Origin of the sequence: Flavobacterium dankookense (genome assembly GCF_004362665.1) — a bacterium.
GTDB lineage: Bacteria > Bacteroidota > Bacteroidia > Flavobacteriales > Flavobacteriaceae > Flavobacterium > Flavobacterium dankookense.
Genome location: NZ_SNXR01000012.1, coordinates 287,719 through 305,161, shown reverse-complemented (window position 1 = coordinate 305,161; position 17,443 = coordinate 287,719). Strand labels below are relative to the sequence as shown.

Annotated in this window: 17 protein-coding genes; 2 read left to right on the top strand and 15 right to left on the bottom strand. The window is 30.4% G+C overall.

Annotated features, from left to right (window positions below):
• Positions 1–127 precede the first annotated feature (127 nt).
• Positions 128–1,003: an ABC transporter ATP-binding protein gene (locus BC748_RS05505; protein ID WP_133532465.1), complete on the top strand. Its 876-nt coding sequence runs from the start codon at positions 128–130 to the stop codon at positions 1,001–1,003.
• 1 nt (position 1,004) lies between these two features.
• On the top strand, positions 1,005–4,652 hold the full coding sequence (locus BC748_RS05500) for an ABC transporter permease/M1 family aminopeptidase (RefSeq protein WP_133532464.1): 3,648 nt from the start codon (positions 1,005–1,007) through the stop codon (positions 4,650–4,652).
• 134 nt (positions 4,653–4,786) lie between these two features.
• On the opposite strand, the gene lepA is transcribed toward BC748_RS05500, so the two are convergent.
• The 15 genes from lepA to BC748_RS05425 form a co-directional block, all read right to left on the bottom strand.
• Entirely contained in the window at positions 4,787–6,583 is a 1,797-nt protein-coding gene (gene lepA / locus BC748_RS05495; protein WP_133532463.1) for a translation elongation factor 4, read from the bottom strand.
• A gap of 125 nt (positions 6,584–6,708) precedes the next feature.
• Positions 6,709–7,068, bottom strand: coding sequence for a hypothetical protein (locus tag BC748_RS05490; RefSeq protein WP_133532462.1), 360 nt, complete (start codon positions 7,066–7,068; stop codon positions 6,709–6,711).
• A gap of 4 nt (positions 7,069–7,072) precedes the next feature.
• Complete coding sequence (locus tag BC748_RS05485) at positions 7,073–7,552, bottom strand: DoxX family protein (protein WP_133532461.1); 480 nt, start codon at positions 7,550–7,552, stop codon at positions 7,073–7,075.
• Positions 7,549–8,223 carry a GIN domain-containing protein gene (locus BC748_RS05480; RefSeq protein WP_133532460.1) on the bottom strand — a complete coding sequence of 225 codons (675 nt, stop codon included), beginning with the start codon at positions 8,221–8,223 and terminating at the stop codon, positions 7,549–7,551. Before BC748_RS05480 ends, BC748_RS05485 begins: the two co-directional genes overlap by 4 nt.
• A 57-nt stretch (positions 8,224–8,280) precedes the next feature.
• Entirely contained in the window at positions 8,281–8,637 is a 357-nt protein-coding gene (locus tag BC748_RS05475; RefSeq protein WP_133532459.1) for a hypothetical protein, read from the bottom strand.
• 145 nt (positions 8,638–8,782) lie between these two features.
• Positions 8,783–9,268, bottom strand: a complete 486-nt coding sequence (locus BC748_RS05470) for a hypothetical protein (protein ID WP_133532458.1) — start codon at positions 9,266–9,268, stop codon at positions 8,783–8,785.
• A 399-nt stretch (positions 9,269–9,667) separates the two neighbouring features.
• Positions 9,668–10,804: a dienelactone hydrolase family protein gene (locus BC748_RS05465; RefSeq protein ID WP_133532457.1), complete on the bottom strand. Its 1,137-nt coding sequence runs from the start codon at positions 10,802–10,804 to the stop codon at positions 9,668–9,670.
• A 120-nt stretch (positions 10,805–10,924) separates the two neighbouring features.
• Positions 10,925–11,476 (bottom strand): DUF5655 domain-containing protein, encoded by a 552-nt coding sequence (locus tag BC748_RS05460; protein WP_133532456.1) that lies wholly within the window; start codon positions 11,474–11,476, stop codon positions 10,925–10,927.
• 6 nt (positions 11,477–11,482) lie between these two features.
• On the bottom strand, positions 11,483–12,022 hold the full coding sequence (locus tag BC748_RS05455) for an SRPBCC family protein (RefSeq protein ID WP_246014005.1): 540 nt from the start codon (positions 12,020–12,022) through the stop codon (positions 11,483–11,485).
• 19 nt (positions 12,023–12,041) lie between these two features.
• Positions 12,042–12,389, bottom strand: a complete 348-nt coding sequence (locus BC748_RS05450) for a YciI family protein (protein WP_211338547.1) — start codon at positions 12,387–12,389, stop codon at positions 12,042–12,044.
• An 82-nt stretch (positions 12,390–12,471) separates the two neighbouring features.
• Positions 12,472–13,053 (bottom strand): Crp/Fnr family transcriptional regulator, encoded by a 582-nt coding sequence (locus tag BC748_RS05445; protein ID WP_133532455.1) that lies wholly within the window; start codon positions 13,051–13,053, stop codon positions 12,472–12,474.
• 58 nt (positions 13,054–13,111) lie between these two features.
• Positions 13,112–13,819, bottom strand: coding sequence for a DUF2306 domain-containing protein (locus tag BC748_RS05440; RefSeq protein WP_133532454.1), 708 nt, complete (start codon positions 13,817–13,819; stop codon positions 13,112–13,114).
• A gap of 200 nt (positions 13,820–14,019) precedes the next feature.
• Positions 14,020–15,396: a gluzincin family metallopeptidase gene (locus BC748_RS05435; RefSeq protein WP_133532453.1), complete on the bottom strand. Its 1,377-nt coding sequence runs from the start codon at positions 15,394–15,396 to the stop codon at positions 14,020–14,022.
• A 2-nt stretch (positions 15,397–15,398) separates the two neighbouring features.
• Positions 15,399–16,553, bottom strand: coding sequence for a hypothetical protein (locus BC748_RS05430; protein WP_133532452.1), 1,155 nt, complete (start codon positions 16,551–16,553; stop codon positions 15,399–15,401).
• A gap of 2 nt (positions 16,554–16,555) precedes the next feature.
• Positions 16,556–17,404: a DUF5694 domain-containing protein gene (locus BC748_RS05425; RefSeq protein ID WP_133532451.1), complete on the bottom strand. Its 849-nt coding sequence runs from the start codon at positions 17,402–17,404 to the stop codon at positions 16,556–16,558.
• Positions 17,405–17,443 lie beyond the last annotated feature (39 nt).

Sequence of the window (17,443 nt, the reverse complement as noted above, 5' to 3'; positions counted from 1 at the left end):
GTTGTATAGGTTTTTGAGTAAAAACGACCTTATTCCTTTTTATTTTTTACTAAAATGTTAAAATTAATTTGAAGAAGTGTAACAATAAGCTTAAATTGACACCAATTAGAAAACAAAAATCCATTTTATGAAACTTCAAATAAATAATTTAAGTAAGACCTATTCTAATGGCGTAAAAGCGCTTGATAATCTTAACCTTGAAATTGGTACAGGAATGTTTGGCCTTCTTGGTCCAAATGGCGCAGGAAAATCATCCTTAATGCGAACTATTGCTACGCTACAAAAACCAGACTCTGGAAGTATAACTTTTGATGGAATCAATGTTCTTGATGATCAAATTGCATTGCGAAAAGTTCTAGGTTATTTGCCTCAAGAATTTGGCGTTTATCCTAGCATGTCTGCCGAAAATTTATTGGATTATTTTGCCAGATTAAAAGGAATTGCTTCAGCTAGCGATAGAAAAGCAATTGTAAAAGAAGTACTAGAAGTAACTAATCTTTGGGATGTTCGAATGAAAAACGTAAGTGGTTATTCTGGTGGAATGAAACAGCGTTTTGGAATTGCACAATTGCTTTTAAATAATCCAAAACTTATCATTGTTGACGAACCAACAGCAGGATTAGATCCAGCGGAAAGACATCGTTTTCTAAATGTTTTAAGAGAAATTGGAACCAATCATACCGTTATTTTTTCTACTCATATTGTAGATGATGTAAAAGAATTATGTACAGAAGTTGCTATTCTTAACGGAGGAAAAATACTAACTCAAAACACCCCAAAAGCTGCAACTGAAGCATTAGAAGGTCAAATTTGGACCAAAATAATCGAACGTGAAGAATTAGAAAAATATGAAAAAGAAGTTAATGTGATTTCGTCAAACTACAACCAAGACAATACATTAAACATTCGAGTTCACAGCACCGAAAAACCAAATGATAGTTTCTCAAAAAGCACACCTCAACTAGAAGATGTATATTTTGTAGCACTTAAAAACGACCAATAATATGTTTGGAACTATATTTACTTTCGAATTAAAAAGATGGTTTAAAAACCCTGCTTTTTATATATATTCTGGAATTTTCTTCTTGCTAACATTACTTATTATGGCAAGTAGTTTGGGTGTTTTTGATAGTTTTAAAACTACAACATCCTCTAGAGCAATATCCAATTCACCCATTGCATTAAATGGAATTCTGAATGGATTAACTGTATTTATTTATTTCTTGTTGCCATCCATTATTGGAGCATCTGTCTATAGAGATTTTAAATACAACATGCATTCTATATTATTTTCCTATCCGTTTACAAAACGAGATTATCTTCTTGGGAAATTCTTTAGTTCGTTTTTAGTAGTTGTTATTATTACTCTTTTTGTAGGTTTAGCAGCTTTTTTAGCGTCTTTTTTGCCCTATGTAAATGAAGATTTACTTGGTCCACATCGTTTTATAGCTTATGTTCAGAGTTATTTAATATTCATTATTCCAAATTTGTTTTTCTATGGTGTAATCATTTTTTCAGTAGTTACGATTACTCGAAACATTTCGGTTGGATTCATCACTGTAATTTTACTTCTTTTTGTTCAAAGTATTGTAGGTAGTTTTACAAATGATGCTGAAAATCGCTATATGGTTGCACTTTTTGAACCTTTTGGCTCTGATGCATTAAATTATTACACACAATATTGGACGATGTATGAAAAAAACAACAATCTTCTACCTTTTGAAGGTGTTGTTCTTTACAACCGTTTACTTTGGTTTGGTGTTTCGCTTTTGATTTTAGGATTGATGTATCGTTATTTTTCTTTTACACAAAGTGCTTTAACCATCGGGAAAAGTAAAAATGAAGAACGAATTGTAAAAAATAATTTTGGAGGAATTACAAAAATAAACTTGCCAAAAGTTGACTTTGACTATTCGTTTTTGCAAAATCTAAAAACTACTTGGAGTTTATCCAACTTAGACTTTAAATTCATTGTAAAAAACTGGGTTTTCATCAGTATTCTAGTCGTTGGATTAATGTTTATCCTTATTGCAGCAACAACAGCTGGAGCTATTTTTGGAACAGAAACCTATCCTGTAACTTGGCAAATGCTCTTAATTCCTGGTGGAACTTTTGGATTATTTATAAATTTAGTTACGTTCCTTTTTGCAGGAATGTTAATTCATCGTGGCGCAACCGCTAGAATGAGCCATTTGATTGACGCTACACCAATTCCAAACTGGGTTTTACTAGGTTCAAAATTTATTGCCATTATCAAAATGCAAATCGTATTACTTTTAGTAATCATGATAGCAGGAATTTTATTCCAAATGTATTCTGGTTTTTACGATTTTGAAATTGGTCATTATCTCAAAGAATTATTCGGACTTAAACTAATTCATTATGTGATTTGGGCACTTTTAGCGGTTTTTATTCAAACGCTTTTCAAAAATTATCTGTTAGGTTTCTTTGTTTTATTACTACTTTCTATCGGATTATCATTCCTTCCTGCCATTGGAATAGAACAAGACATCTTCATCTATAACAGTGATTCAGGTTTTGAATATTCCGACATGAATGGTTATGGTCATGGTTTGAATAACTACCTTTTATATAAAACCTATTGGTTGCTCTTAGGAATTGTTTTATTCTGTTTGACACTTCTATTCTGGACACGCGGAATTGGTCAATCGGCCAAAGCAAGATTTAATGATGCCAAAAGAAGATTAACTTCTAAAATTGCCATTCCGGCTTTATTCGCTTTAATTGGGTTTTTAGCAATTGGCAGTACAATTTATTATCAAGACAATATTGTCAACGAAAATAAATCAGGAAATGAAGTTGAAAAAGAAATGGTAGAATGGGAAAAAAAATATAAAAAGTACCAAAACCTACCTCAACCAAGAATTACTGATATAAAAGTAGATATGGATTTATTTCCTGAAGAGCGAAATTTTGTTGCCAAAGGAACGTACACCTTAAAAAATAAAACTAAAGTTGCCATTACTAATCTATATATTAATCATAGTGGCGAAACAGAAGTTAGTTTTAATGTAAAAAACAAAGTAATTTCTAAAGATACTATTTATAATTTCGACATTTATAAATTAGAAAAACCATTACTACCTGGCGATTCTATTGAAATGAAATTTATAAAAAAGAACAAACCAAACACACTTTTTACTGATAATTCACCTGTAATTTACAACGGAACATTTATAAACAACTCGATGTTTCCAAGTATTGGCTATTCTGATCAAGGCGAATTAACCGATGATGATGTTAGAAAAAAATATGGTTTAAAACCAAAAGACAGAATGCCATCACCAACCGATTCTATTGCTAGAAAAAACACCTATATCAGCAACGATTCGGATTGGGTTACTTTTGAAACCACAGTTAGCACAGCTGGCGATCAAACAGCAATCGCTCCTGGTTATTTAACTAAAAAATGGACCAAAGACGGCAGAAATTATTTTCATTATAAAATGGATAGACCAATGCTTAATTTCTACGCCTTTAACTCGGGTAAATACGAAGTGAAAAAAGACAAATGGAACGATGTAAACATTGAAATTTATTACCACAAAGGACATGATTATAATGTGGACAGAATGATTTCTGGTGTGAAAAAATCATTAGATTACTACACCAAAAATTTCAGTCCATACCAACACAAGCAAGTTCGTATTATTGAATTTCCTAGAACTGGCGGTGGGTTTGCGCAATCCTTTGCTAATACAATTCCGTTCTCTGAAGCCATCGGATTTATTGCTGCTGTAGATGATGAAGATAAAGACGCCGTGGATTTTCCTTTCTCAGTAACTTCGCATGAAGTAGCGCATCAATGGTGGGCACATCAAGTGATTGGAGCTAATGTTCAGGGTGCAACATTGCTTTCTGAAAGTTTATCTGAATACAGTTCGTTGAAAGTTTTGGAACATACCTATGGCAAATCTCAGATGCGTAAATTTTTAAAAGACGCTTTGGACAGTTATTTACAAGGAAGAACTTTTGAAGAGAAAAAAGAACAACCCTTGATGTATAATGAAAACCAACAGTATATTCATTACAATAAAGGTTCATTAGTATTGTATGCATTGAGCGATTTTATTGGTGAGAAAAAAATGAATGATGCCTTGAAAAATTACATTAGTAAAGTAGCTTACCAAGAAGCACCATATACCAATTCTATTGAATTAGTAAACGAGTTAAGAGCTGCAACTCCAGATAGTTTGCAGTATGTAATCAACGATATGTTTGAAACAATTACACTATATGATAACAGAATTGAAGATGTAACTTCAAAGAAATTACCAAACGGAAAATATGAAGTGAAAATCAATTTTGAAGTAGCGAAATACAAAGCAAATGACGATGGAAAACGCGTTTTTAAAGACAAAAATGGCAAAACATTAACTTACAAGAAAAAAGGTGAAAAGTATGCTATTGAGTCGTATCCTTTGAATGATTATGTAGAAATTGGAATATTTGGCGAACAAACCATCAAAGACAAAAAAACAGAAAAAGAATTGTATTTGAAAAAAGTAAAAGTCAATAAAATAGACAATTCTGTTACCATCATCGTAAACGAAAACCCAATTGAAGTTGGCGTTGATCCTTACAACAAACTGATTGACACACAATCAGATGATAATAGACGAAAAATATAGATTTTCAATTAATATATATTTATAAACAGCTGAGAATAAATTCTCAGCTGTTTTTTTATGTAATAAAACCCAACAACTTTCGTCATTGGGTTTTGTCTATTATCTATTCGTCTATTATCTTTTTATCTAAAAAATTAATCATTCAACTTCAAAACCGCCATAAATGCTTCTTGAGGAATTTCTACATTTCCTACTTGACGCATACGTTTTTTACCTTTTTTCTGTTTTTCAAGTAATTTACGTTTACGAGAAATATCTCCACCATAACATTTTGCGGTAACGTCTTTACGTAAGGCTTTTATGGTTTCACGAGCAATGATTTTTGCACCAATTGCCGCTTGAATTGGAATATCAAATTGTTGTCTTGGTATTAACTCACGTAGCTTTTCGGTCATTTTTTTACCAATATTATAAGCGTTATCTTCGTGAATTAGAGCTGAAAGTGCGTCAACATTCTGTCCGTTTAATAAAACGTCTAATTTTACTAATTTAGACGTACGCATTCCAATTGGAGAATAATCAAATGAGGCATAACCTTTAGAAACCGTTTTCAATCGATCGTAAAAATCGAATACAATTTCTGCCAATGGCATATCAAAATTCAATTCTACACGTTCGGTAGTCAAATACGTTTGATTGGTAATAACACCACGTTTTTCGATACACAAACTCATTACGTTTCCAACATAATCAGCTTTGGTAATGATTGTAGCTTTTATATAAGGTTCTTCTACTCTGTCCAAACGAGAAGGTTCTGGTAAATCTGATGGATTGTTTACAACAAAAGCAGCATCAGGATCTTTTTTGGTATAAGCCAAATACGAAACGTTAGGAACTGTAGTGATTACTGTCATATCGTATTCACGTTCCAATCGCTCTTGAATAATTTCCAAGTGTAGCATTCCTAAGAATCCGCATCGGAAACCAAATCCTAAAGCAGCCGAACTTTCTGGGGTAAATACCAACGAAGCATCGTTCAGTTGTAATTTCTCCATCGAAGCGCGCAAATCTTCGTAATCTTCGGTATCAACAGGATAAATTCCAGCGAAAACCATTGGTTTTACATCTTCAAATCCTGTAATCATATTGGTTGTAGGTGTTTTGGCATCCGTTAGCGTATCACCTACTTTTACTTCTTTTGCTTCTTTAATTCCAGATATTAAATACCCTACATCGCCAGTAGAAATGACGTTTTTCGGAACTTGATTTAGTTTCAATGTTCCTACTTCATCAGCAAAATATTCATTGCCTGTAGCCATGAATTTAATTTTCTGACCTTTTTTAATTTCGCCATTTACAACTCTGAAGATAACTTCAATTCCACGAAATGGATTGTAATGTGAGTCGAAAATCAATGCCTGTAATGGTTCGTCTTTATTGCCTTTTGGAGCTGGAATTTTTTCAATAATGGCAGCTAAAATATTTTCAACCCCAAAACCAGTTTTTCCAGAAGCGTGAATAATATCTTCTAACTTACAACCTAATAAGTCAATAATATCGTCACTAACTTCTTCTGGATTAGCACTTGGCAAATCTACTTTATTCAAAACTGGAATAATTTCCAAGTCGTTTTCGAGAGCCAAATACAAATTGGAAATCGTTTGTGCTTGAATACTTTGTGCTGCATCAACAATTAGTAACGCACCTTCGCAAGCTGCAATAGAACGAGAAACTTCATACGAAAAGTCAACGTGTCCAGGAGTATCAATAAGGTTTAGGATATAATCTTCACCTTTGTATTTATATTCCATTTGAATGGCGTGACTTTTTATAGTAATACCACGTTCGCGCTCCAAGTCCATGTTGTCAAGTAATTGCGCTTTTTCTTCACGAGCGGTAACGGTTTGTGTTGCACCAAGAAGTCGATCGGCAAGCGTACTTTTTCCGTGGTCAATATGTGCAATAATGCAAAAATTTCTAATGTGTTTCATGCTTCAATTTCAATATCAAGTTCAATCCCGAAACTTCGGGGCAATAGCAATTGTACTGCAAATATAGACTAAAAGTTTTTGATTGTAGATTGAACAATAATTAATGTGAACGAAGAATAAAAAATTTATCTTTTATTGAATTTTGCTTTGAAAAAAGTAGTGTCTTTTTTAGAAAAAATCACTCGTCTGTTGTCTTCATTTTGCAATTCGAAAGTATCGTTTACAACAAATTTCACTTCGGTAAATTTAAAACCCGTTTCGCCAGTAATAGTGACTTGATACAAAGTATCTTTTTTAATTTCTTTCATTTCGGTATCATAATCCCAAGACAACGGTTTGTCGTTTCCTCGAATTCCAACTTTTTTCACGTTTTTAATTTCAGATACATCTAAAGTAAAAACGACTGTTTTTTTATAGGTTTTTTGCACACAACTTGTACATGCAAATAGTAAAACAACAACGATTAATTTTACAGTATTATTCATTTTATTATTTGTTTTTGGTTAGTAAATAATCAATTCCAAATCGTCCTGAACCTAGAATTAAAGTAATCATTGATGCCCAAAGAAATCCCATGGCTGGCAACATCATCCACAAACCTTCTTTGTATTGTTGCATAAACATGGCTACAAGCATCGTTGCCATAACAAGAAAAGAAGCAATGCGTGTTTGAAAACCAAATAACAATAGCAATCCACCAACGGCTTCTGCAAAAGCACCCATCCAAGCAAAAAATGCCGGAGCAAGGGCAAAAATCCCACCATATTCTGCCACATCGTTTGGAAACCAAAATGCAACTTCAAAAAATCCTAAATTATTATCAGCTGGTGACCAAGGCATTCCAAATTTAGCTGCACCAAAATTAAAGGCAAGCAAATAACCACATACAATTCGTGGAATAATTAAAAATAAATCTTGCGACCAATGAGGCAACAAAATGGGTTTTGTGATTTTAGTTAGTAGTTTCATGATTTTTGATTAACGATTAAATTTCCGTTTCCTTTTTTAGTTGACTTTGTATTAAAATTAGCTTTTCCAATGTTTTGAATATCACCGTTGCCAGAGAGATTTCCTTGCAAATTTTCAGATACATTTACTATCACATTTCCATTTCCAGTGTTTTGGATTATAGCATTTTTAGCTACTAATTTTTTAGCATTAATATCGCCATTTCCCACTTTTTCAATATCAAGTTGGTCGATTAATCCTTGGCAAATAACGCTTCCGTTGCCATTTGTTTCTACTCTAAAATACCTTCCAACAATACCTTTTACAGAGATATCACTGTTACTGAAATTTTTGATAACTGAAATTTCAGGTAGCGTGATTTTAATTTGATATGTTTCTCTTTCATCATATAATTCTTTTCCTGTTTTTGCCTCTACTTTCATGGATAATTCCATTTCTTTTTCGTCATAAAAAAATTGAATGTATTTCTCATTGGTTTCTTTCATTGTAATTTCTACTTTAAAAGAAGTTCCAATTTCAATTTGAATGTTATCATTGAAACCTTCAAAAGATAATTTGTCAAAGTTTTTATACTCGAACTGTTTGGTTATAGTTTTTCCCGAACCTTTTAATTGTGCGTTTGCGAAAGTTGACGTTAAAGCCAACACTAATGCGATGATTAATTTTGTCATTTTATTGTTTTTTAAGTTGATTTTTGTGATTGAAGTTGAATGATGATTGAAACTCTTTTAATTATTGTAAGTCATACCTAAATTTAAATCACCTTTTACTTTTAAGGTAACCGATGCGTATTCATTACCTGTATTTTGAATAACCAAAGCGGTGTTTTTTTCTGTTTTTACAAATGCAGTTTCTTGCGGTTTAATTAAAATTGGTGAATGCATTCCGCCAGAAATTGGTGCTTGATACACTTTTAGTAAAGTAACACCTTCGTTTTTTAAATGCGTTTTAAAAGAACCGTGTTCGTTGTTTCCGAGAACAAAACTTTCTTTTGGTTTAATAGAAGTATTTGAGTTTAAAGAGCCAAAAACTCCACAAGAAGTAGTAAGTAATAAAGTAGCGAATAATGTAATAGCTGTTTTCATAATTTGAATTTTTAATGATTAATAATAAGGCAAAATTGCGCCATTAATCATTGTCAATCGCTTCAAATTATGATTTGAGACTTAAGTTTTTAAAATAAAGTAATTTGATACTGTTTGAAAAACAAAAGATTATGATTTGATACTTTTACTGATAGGAAGTTGGGCTACATTGAGCAAATGGCTCAGAAGCAGTTGATGAAAAAGTATATTCTTTAACAAAAAGCTCTAATAATCTTTGAAATTCTTTTTGCTTTTCTTCAGAAATTAGATTTTCTGGAAGTACATTTTTTAATTTGAAATTATAAATAAAATAATCGATTTTACCATTTGGAGCAAAATAAATTCTTTGAAAACATTTGGTTTTACTTTCCCATTTGAAGTTGTTTTTGTTCAAAAATGATCCGAGATCTTGAAGTAATTTAGTGTAAGATTCTTGTAATTTTTGTTGTTGTGCTTCAGTTTTGAAAACAGCTTTTGTGCTGTCAGAGTGAACAGCCGATTTGTATTCTAAATCTAATTTTTCGATACTAATTCCTTTTTTTTGAGCTTCTTCAATAGAAAAAACCTTTGATTGAGATTGCATTTTATTGGAGAACAAAATGAGTAAAAGTATTTTGAAAATGAATTTCATTTGATTGATGATTGATGATTGAAACTTTGATTTTATAAATTTAAATAACTTGAAAATAATAAAATTGTAATTAATTGTTTTTCCATGATTGTGTTCTAGTTGTTATTTCTAAAAAACTTGCATACCTGCAGCTATTCCGTTAAGCCAAACAATTGAGCTATAATAAAACACTATGAATACTAATAAACATAAAAAGAGTTAAATTTATTAAGGTAGTTAATTTAAGTATTGAAGTCGAAATAGTTTATATAAATTCTTTTGATACTTTGTTTAAACGAAGTGTTATATTTGGCATTAACAAAACAACCAACAATCTGATGATGAAAAGAGTGATGCTTAGTTTAAGTTTATTGCTAATATTGTTCATTTTTAATTAAAGATCTTATATAAATAAGAATCTTAATTTTTTCTTTTTTCAAGCATCTTGTTAAAAGTAGTTTCTATAATTTCTTTACTATTTGGTTGGTAAATAAATCCATGCCCACCATTTTCTATTGTTTCAAAATTCCAGTTTTTAGCATTTAATTTTTGAGTTTCATATAGTTTTTTTATCTCATCTGTTTTATACAAATCGTCATCATTGGCATGTACTGAAAAAATAGGTTTTGTGATATTTGAAAAATTGATTTCATCGATTTCTAATTTTGGTAACGCTGAAAATGTGTAAAATGCTTTGTATATATTGTTTTTTTGTGAGGCAAACCAAAAAGTAGCTGAACCACCATTTGACATTCCGCCTAAATAGATTTTTTTAGCATCAATGTTATAAGTTTTTTGAACTTGTTTTACGATTGAATTAACATTCTCAAAGGCTTTCAATTGGTTTACCCAACCAAAAGTTTTCTTTCCGAATGGATAAATGATGATAGCATTAAATTTTTCGCCAACTGCAAAAATGGGTTCGCCTGTTGCTAAATCAGAGTTTTGATAATTAAAATTATCAGTATTTACAACACCACCATGCAGATAAACAATAGCTTTTGTAGCAATTTTAGGATTATAATTTTTAGGAACATATACCAAAAACGGAACATTTATAGTATCTACTTTTGTAAAGTATAAAGCAAAACCTGCTTTGGCTTTTTTTGTTTTGAAATTAATTTTATTGTTATTTATTTCAGCAAGCCAATTGTCATCTTTCTTTTTTTGAATCGCATTTTTTTCCGCCAAAGCACTTCTAATGGAAGAAATTATTTCATTCCATTCTTTATAATTATGTAACTTTTCAAAACTTGGATCTGATGCAATAAAATCAATTTCGCCATTATTTTGTCCAAAACCTTTTTCGGATGCTTTTTTTAACCAAACTAAAGCAAGTTGTTCTTCATTACAATTGGCTGCTGCAACCGAACCATAGGCATAATCATAAGTTCCAATTTTTGTTTCGTCTTTGAAAGCATCTTTAAAAAAAGGTAATGCAGTACAATACTCTTTTTTTCCTAAAGCCTCTCCAGCTTTATTTAGTTGCTCTTCATACGTTTGGGAATAAGAAGAAATTGCTAGAAACAACCCAAATAAATTTAAAATAGTTTTCATGTTTTTTTGATTAAGTGATGTATTTATACTGACGATTTAAAAGTCAGATTGTTACTTTACAATTGATTATGGTAAAACTAATCCAACCTATTTTTCTTAAGTTGGATTAGTATTTCAGTTTTATCCAGCATTTTCAAAAGCCATTTTTATCCAGTTAATTACCTCTTGGTCAATTTCAGACAAATCACTCAAATTAACTTTATGTGAGCAAATTCCGTTCGGTTTTTCGGCTTCTAGTTTGCCTTTTTGGTCAACTCCTTTTAAGTTAAAACCAATTTCGAAACGCGTTTTTGAGGCTGGATTTAAAATAATAAATTGTTTTTTTCTTTTCAAACTTACATAAGTTTTCTTTGGGTCAATTTTGAAATCGCCTTCAAATTGCTCAATTTCTGCTAGTATCTTGTCGTAAAAAGGTTTTAAATGTTCTTTTCCTTTGTATTGAGCTTCGATAAAAGCTGTTGCATCGTTCGAAGAATCGGCATCTGAACCTAATACTTTTAAGGCAATTTCACTAGCATATCCATGTGTTACATTATGACTTTCTTTTAAAAATTTCACAATTTCGCCATGTTTTACAATATTTTGTTTTGCAATTATATTTTTCCATTCGTCAAGCGAATGACCTGTTTTTTCTTTCAGGTTTTCAATCATTTTTTGTACTGTTTTGTCCATGTCTATTTAGTTTTTAGTTTCTACCGCTTTTTTCAACAAATCCAATCCTTGTTGATTGGTTTTAATCATTTCGGCTTTGGCACCAAAAATCCATAAAAACAATGCGTCTATTAATCCTGATTGCAACTTAAAAGTTTCTTTTACGGTTATGCCTTGAGGAGTTTCAGTAAAATTATATTCAAAGGTTGGTTTAGCCACAAAAGGTTTTTTAATATCGCACTTTTTTCCAATAAACGTGCCTTCTTCAATTTTGGTTATTTCTTGGTAACCTACATCTTTTCCGCCATTGCCAACCCAATGAAATTGCGAACCGACAGTTCCATTTGTTCCTTTGATTTCATATTTTTGAGATGGATCTTGCACTAAAAAAGGTGACCATTTTGGAAAATCATTTAAGTTTTTCACCATATTAAAAACATCTTGTTTAGATCCTTTTATTGTAGTTGATGTAACTATTTCTATAGATTGTAAACCGCTAGCTTTATATAATCCAAATCCAATAAATATTACAAGAGCAATAAGTATATAAGTTATCATTTTTTTCATTTTTTAAATTATTAATTTGTTAGTTCATTGGTATTACATTGCGAACCTCTACAGTTCCGCCCATAAAAAGAATAGGACATTTTTTTGCCCATTCGGTTGCAACTTCAATAGATTCTGCTTTCAAAACCATATTTCCTGCAATCATTTGTTGATTGGCCATTACAAATCCATCATGAGTTTGATGGTCGTGATTAACTTGAACTCCTTCAAAACCTAATTGATGTGTACTTACTAATTTTCCTTGCATAGCAATGGTGCCAATAAAAGTTCCCCACTGTTGACCCATTTCTTGAAGTTGCTCTGCAGTTGGTTCTTCGTTGCTTGGTTCCATTCTAAAAAGCAACATAAATTCTTGTAAATTTTCCATTTTTTGATTTATTTAATTGATTAATACTGATGCAAATTTCTACTTATGTAATTGATTAAATCTTGCCATATGACAAGAAGTGCTATTCAGTTGCAATTTCTTTTCTAATTCTACTTAATGATGTGTCAGTAATACCTAAAAATGTGGCAATATGTTTTAATGATACATTTTGAACAATGTGTGGTTTTGATTTTAAAAGTTTTAAATAACGTTCTTTTGCTTGGTCTGCAATTAGTGAAATGCTATGTTCTTTAAGGGCAAAGTAACTTCCAACAAGTAATCCTCGTTGTTGTTCTCTATAATTTGATATGGAGTTGAATAATTCTTGAAAGGAGGCAAAATCAATTTCCCAACAAACACAATCAGTTAATGCTTGAATGTTTTCTCTTGTTGGAAAAAGAAAGAAAAACGAAGGATAATCAATAACTACATCACCAGAGGCATATAAGTTAAAAGTGATGTCGTTTCCTTCAGTATCAATTATATAAGAGCGAATAAAACCACTTTCAACAAACCAATATTTTTTTTCGATGGTTCCTTGATTAAGCAGATAATCATTTTTTGAAATAATAACTTTCTTATACTTTGGAAGAATGATTTTTAGTTCTTCTTGCGTTATTCCGCTTGAAGCGAAAACTTTGTTTAGGAAATGTGGTTCTTTCATTATAATTGGTTTAAATATAGCTTTTATCTAATTTGATAAAATTATTTTTGGTAAATTATTAATCTGTAAATGATTGATCAAGTTTTACAGTTTTATTAATCAAAGCAACTTTTGCCATTTTTTTGCGATAACTCCAAATAGTATAAGTTATAATTGGTTGCCCAATAGCAATCGGAATTATTAATAGTAATACTTGAGGTAAAAACGGAAATAACTTAGAATTATTAACCAGAAAAGCTGTTAGCGCTGCAATAAACGCATGCGACATTCTAAAAATATGAATAAAAAGCCAATACGATTTATTTGTTGGTTTTTTTGTAAAGTGATAAATATCAACTATGGAACAGTAAAGTCCTATTGTAGCAAATGAAAAAAGCACAATCGAATAAAAAATATCAATACTTATATTTACAATGCCCATATAAATAAAAACATTTGAGGTAACGAACATTCCGATAGCCAAAATCCAATCTACTATTTGCGCTTTTTGACCTTTATGCAATGTTTTTATATACAAAATTCTGTAGCCGGAAGCCACTTGATAAAAACTTATTATTGCAATTGGAATAAAGATTTCATATCCTGGTTTAAAAATTCCTGCATTGAGTCCCAAAGCAGTTGTAACTGCCATTGCCCAAAAAAATATTTTACCCGCTAGGCGGTGGTTTTTTTGTCCTTTTTTTGAAAACATAGCAATTGTTCCACAAATTAATGTTAGACTTCCTGCTAAGATGTGCACATACTTCAAATTTTCTAAAATATTCATATTTAATGGTTTATTGGATTAATATTCGTTTATTTAATTCAAGTTGTAATTCTTTCATTGGATAATTTTATGAAGCCTAGTTTTTTTATTTTATACAATTAATTTATTTATTGCATATTTCTTGATTATTTCTTTTTTTTCTCTTCTTCAAATAGTTCTTGTGTGGTTAATTTTGTTAAATCTAGTTTTTTCATTTTAACTTATTTTACAACTTTAATTACATTTTCTTTAGCATTTTCAGTCAAGATATATTTGGTTTCAAATTTTAAAAAATCATTTTCAGAAATACCACTTTTAATGATCGAACTTTTAAAAAAAGCATAATCAGTTTTTGTAGTTTTATCAGATTTTAAAATGGTTTGTAACCAATTCCAAACTTTTTCTTTGCCTATTTCTTTTTCTAAAGCCGTTAATAAAAGTGGTACATAATAATAACGATAGCTTTCACTAATTTCATTGTTTTTTATTATCGATAATGGTTTTGGATTTAATTCTTTTACTTCAACCAAATATTCGGCTATTTTTCTTTTATAATTATTTTCTCCCAAAACTTCTTTAATTGTTTGCAATGCTAAATATTCTGTAATTCCTTCTAGAAAAATCCACCTTAATTCAGAATTAGGTTCTATAACTGTTCCAAAATAATAATGCCCGAGTTCATGTGCAAAATATTCAATATTGGCTGCGTCGTTTAATTCGTTCGTTTTGTCAGAAAAATAACTTTTCACATTATATTTTTCTGGACCAATTATGGCAACTGTTGGATAGGTAACAAACATCCAAGCATTTTTTTTAGAAATTGGTGTTGTATATAAGTAAGTTACATGATTACCGTAGGGTATTCTTAAGTTATTTTCATAAAATTTAATTATTTTATCTGTCCAATTTGATAAAACTGTTTCTTGTTCGGGTTTTAAATTAGTATTGATAAAAAAAGTATTTTTATTTTTAGTGAAGTCAAATATTCCTGCAAAGAGCAATAATGAAATGGGTTGATTGGATTTAAAATTAACTGAATCGCCTTTTTTTGGTGCAGAACCATTCAAATATATGGTACTGCAATCCGTACAGTTTACTGTTAAATCGTAAGTAACTTTACTTGCTACAACATCATTATCAATATCATAAATTATTGGATACCATGCAGATTGTTCGGTTGCACGAATGGATTTTCCGTTAAACGCAATATTACCTTTCCAGTCGCCTCGGTTATTTGCTTTTAGTGTATCACTTATTACAGGAAATTTGCCGACATAGTTTATTTTAAATTTTTCGGGTAATAATCGAATTTTTATATCGCCGTCAGGTATATAATATTGAAAAGCTTCTGCTGATTTTTCATCATCATAATACTTAATATTTGGATAATTAAATTTGTCTTCAGCGTCTCTTAAATATCTTAAATTTAGCCCTGAATTCAACCAAAGACTATAATTTTTAATTTTAGGAACGTTTGAATATTCTAGATTACTTTCGATAGTTCCGTTTTTAATAGAAATAGAAATTTCGCCTGATAAATGCGGAATTTGAGCAAATGTAAATTGAAATATTAGCAATAAAATGATTATTTTTTTCATAGTTATTTATATTTTTCTGGTGATAAAATCAAAACATCGAATTGGTTAATACAATCTATCATTTTTTTGGAAAGGTTTATTTTGGCATCTTTTTTTAATTGTAAATCATATAGTTTCGATTGAAATGGTCGCAGATCTATAATTATCCATTCGTTTTCATTATACAATTCTAATAATTCAATTGGGTAATCGCCAGCTTCTAGCCCATCAATTAAGTTGTTTTTATTGTCATATTCATATCGGTAACACAACTGTATATGTAATGATTTTTTGTTTTTGAGTTCAGCTTGTTGTTGTATTGCATTCCCGAAGTCGGCAATACCAAGTGGAGATAATCCTTTTGCAACATGATTACTACCCAATTTCACAAATACTTTAGGATCGGTTTTATTAATTTTTAAAAAATCTGAGTGATATTTATAAAAATTTGTTTTCATTAATTTTGAACGAACTGTGTTATTTAAAAAATAATTTCCTTTAGAATAATCTGTATAAATAGCAATAGAAGCTAGCATTTCTTGTTTTATTGTTGGTGCTAATTTGTTTTTAGAAAGGTCAAATATTTTATTGAAAGCCGCATCACCATTTGGTTTATTGGCATCAGCAATTATCGTTTTGTTTTCCTCTTTGGTTTTGGCATCATATCCGTTAAAAATATCATCCATAACAAATTGAAATCCACCAAAAAAATGTTGATCGATTCCCCACAGTTGAAAATCTTGATTTTTTGATTCTTGCAACATCTCAAAATCGGCTTTAGAACTAAAAAAAGGAATTGGATTGTTATTTTTTCCGTATTTTGTATTGAAAGCTGTAATTTCTTTTAAATAATTTTTTGAGTTTAAAAACGAATTAAGTTTGTTTACAGATGTAGGGCTAATTTCAGTTACCCAAACTTTGAAACCTGACTGTTTCAGTTCAGGAAAAAGACTTTGTGTAAACTTTGAAACTAAATTAGAATTGTGATATTCGCCCAATAAAAAAAAATGATTGGCATTTATTTCTGATTTTAAAAAACTGAACCCTTCTCCAGAAAATTTTAGCTTTAATGTATCTAATTTGAATGTTTTTGCCGATTTTTGAATATCAATTTTATTGATTTCTTGAGCGTTTACTATTGATGTAAAACATAGTAAGAGAAAGATGATTTTTTTCATAGTTATTTATATTTTTCCATAACTTCTTTCAATTCCACAATTTTATAATTAGAATCGTGTTTTAATAAATCTAAAAACATTGCAATATGACTTGCTCCAGCCAAAACCATAATTCTATTGTCTGAACTTTCGGTTTGTTTTTGTATATTAGCTAACATGTACAAATTTCTTCTGTACCATTCGGAAGCTAAATAGGCACCAATATATGTACCTAATTTATCTGAGTCGTTAATTTTCGCAACGTACCAAGGAATGTCACTTTTTCTCAGTTCCTCACTATTATAGTAGTACAAACATTTTAAAAGATCATTTTCCGCAAAAAGGACGTTTGATTTTGCTTCAATTACTTTGATATCATTCATCACTTCTTTTTTAAAGTTTGGAAGCCTAATACTGTCTGCAAATTTCATTACACTATCAAAATCAAAGCTTGTTTCTTGATAATCTATTCCATATACTTTTTTATGATTTACTTTTTTGGCTGTTCTAAAAGCTAATTGTACAATTTCATTGTGTGTGTAAAATTTTCTTTTCGGGTATTTTTTGGATACATAATCAAAGTAAGTTCCTTCTTGATATTTGTTATATAAGGTATCTAAAGCTAATTGATCTTTGAGTTCCCATTCAGTAAAAATTTTGGTTGGTTTGAATTTAGCAATGGCAGTTGAAATTTCTTCTAATTGCTGTTGGGGTTTTTCGCCCATAATGTCCAAAACTTTAAATTTGGCTACATCAAGACCAGGATTATTAAAATGATAGGTTCCGATCACTAAAATTTCAATTGGTTTTTTGGGAGCTTGAGCAAAAAGAGTTGTACCCAATAATAAAGAAAAAAAAAGTAGTCTTTTCATTGTTCAGTTTGTGGTTGATTGTTTTGTAGAATTACATCA

What these genes read in the sequence shown, in the direction of transcription:
- BC748_RS05505 (WP_133532465.1), top strand. Translation starts at nt 128, where the DNA reads ATGAAACTTCAAATAAATAATTTAAGTAAGACCTATTCTAATGGCGTA.
- BC748_RS05500 (WP_133532464.1), top strand. Translation starts at nt 1,005, where the DNA reads ATGTTTGGAACTATATTTACTTTCGAATTAAAAAGATGGTTTAAAAAC.
- lepA (WP_133532463.1), bottom strand. Translation starts at nt 6,583, where the DNA reads ATGAAACACATTAGAAATTTTTGCATTATTGCACATATTGACCACGGA.
- BC748_RS05490 (WP_133532462.1), bottom strand. Translation starts at nt 7,068, where the DNA reads ATGAATAATACTGTAAAATTAATCGTTGTTGTTTTACTATTTGCATGT.
- BC748_RS05485 (WP_133532461.1), bottom strand. Translation starts at nt 7,552, where the DNA reads ATGAAACTACTAACTAAAATCACAAAACCCATTTTGTTGCCTCATTGG.
- BC748_RS05480 (WP_133532460.1), bottom strand. Translation starts at nt 8,223, where the DNA reads ATGACAAAATTAATCATCGCATTAGTGTTGGCTTTAACGTCAACTTTC.
- BC748_RS05475 (WP_133532459.1), bottom strand. Translation starts at nt 8,637, where the DNA reads ATGAAAACAGCTATTACATTATTCGCTACTTTATTACTTACTACTTCT.
- BC748_RS05470 (WP_133532458.1), bottom strand. Translation starts at nt 9,268, where the DNA reads ATGAAATTCATTTTCAAAATACTTTTACTCATTTTGTTCTCCAATAAA.
- BC748_RS05465 (WP_133532457.1), bottom strand. Translation starts at nt 10,804, where the DNA reads ATGAAAACTATTTTAAATTTATTTGGGTTGTTTCTAGCAATTTCTTCT.
- BC748_RS05460 (WP_133532456.1), bottom strand. Translation starts at nt 11,476, where the DNA reads ATGGACAAAACAGTACAAAAAATGATTGAAAACCTGAAAGAAAAAACA.
- BC748_RS05455 (WP_246014005.1), bottom strand. Translation starts at nt 12,022, where the DNA reads ATGAAAAAAATGATAACTTATATACTTATTGCTCTTGTAATATTTATT.
- BC748_RS05450 (WP_211338547.1), bottom strand. Translation starts at nt 12,389, where the DNA reads ATGGAAAATTTACAAGAATTTATGTTGCTTTTTAGAATGGAACCAAGC.
- BC748_RS05445 (WP_133532455.1), bottom strand. Translation starts at nt 13,053, where the DNA reads ATGAAAGAACCACATTTCCTAAACAAAGTTTTCGCTTCAAGCGGAATA.
- BC748_RS05440 (WP_133532454.1), bottom strand. Translation starts at nt 13,819, where the DNA reads ATGAATATTTTAGAAAATTTGAAGTATGTGCACATCTTAGCAGGAAGT.
- BC748_RS05435 (WP_133532453.1), bottom strand. Translation starts at nt 15,396, where the DNA reads ATGAAAAAAATAATCATTTTATTGCTAATATTTCAATTTACATTTGCT.
- BC748_RS05430 (WP_133532452.1), bottom strand. Translation starts at nt 16,553, where the DNA reads ATGAAAAAAATCATCTTTCTCTTACTATGTTTTACATCAATAGTAAAC.
- BC748_RS05425 (WP_133532451.1), bottom strand. Translation starts at nt 17,404, where the DNA reads ATGAAAAGACTACTTTTTTTTTCTTTATTATTGGGTACAACTCTTTTT.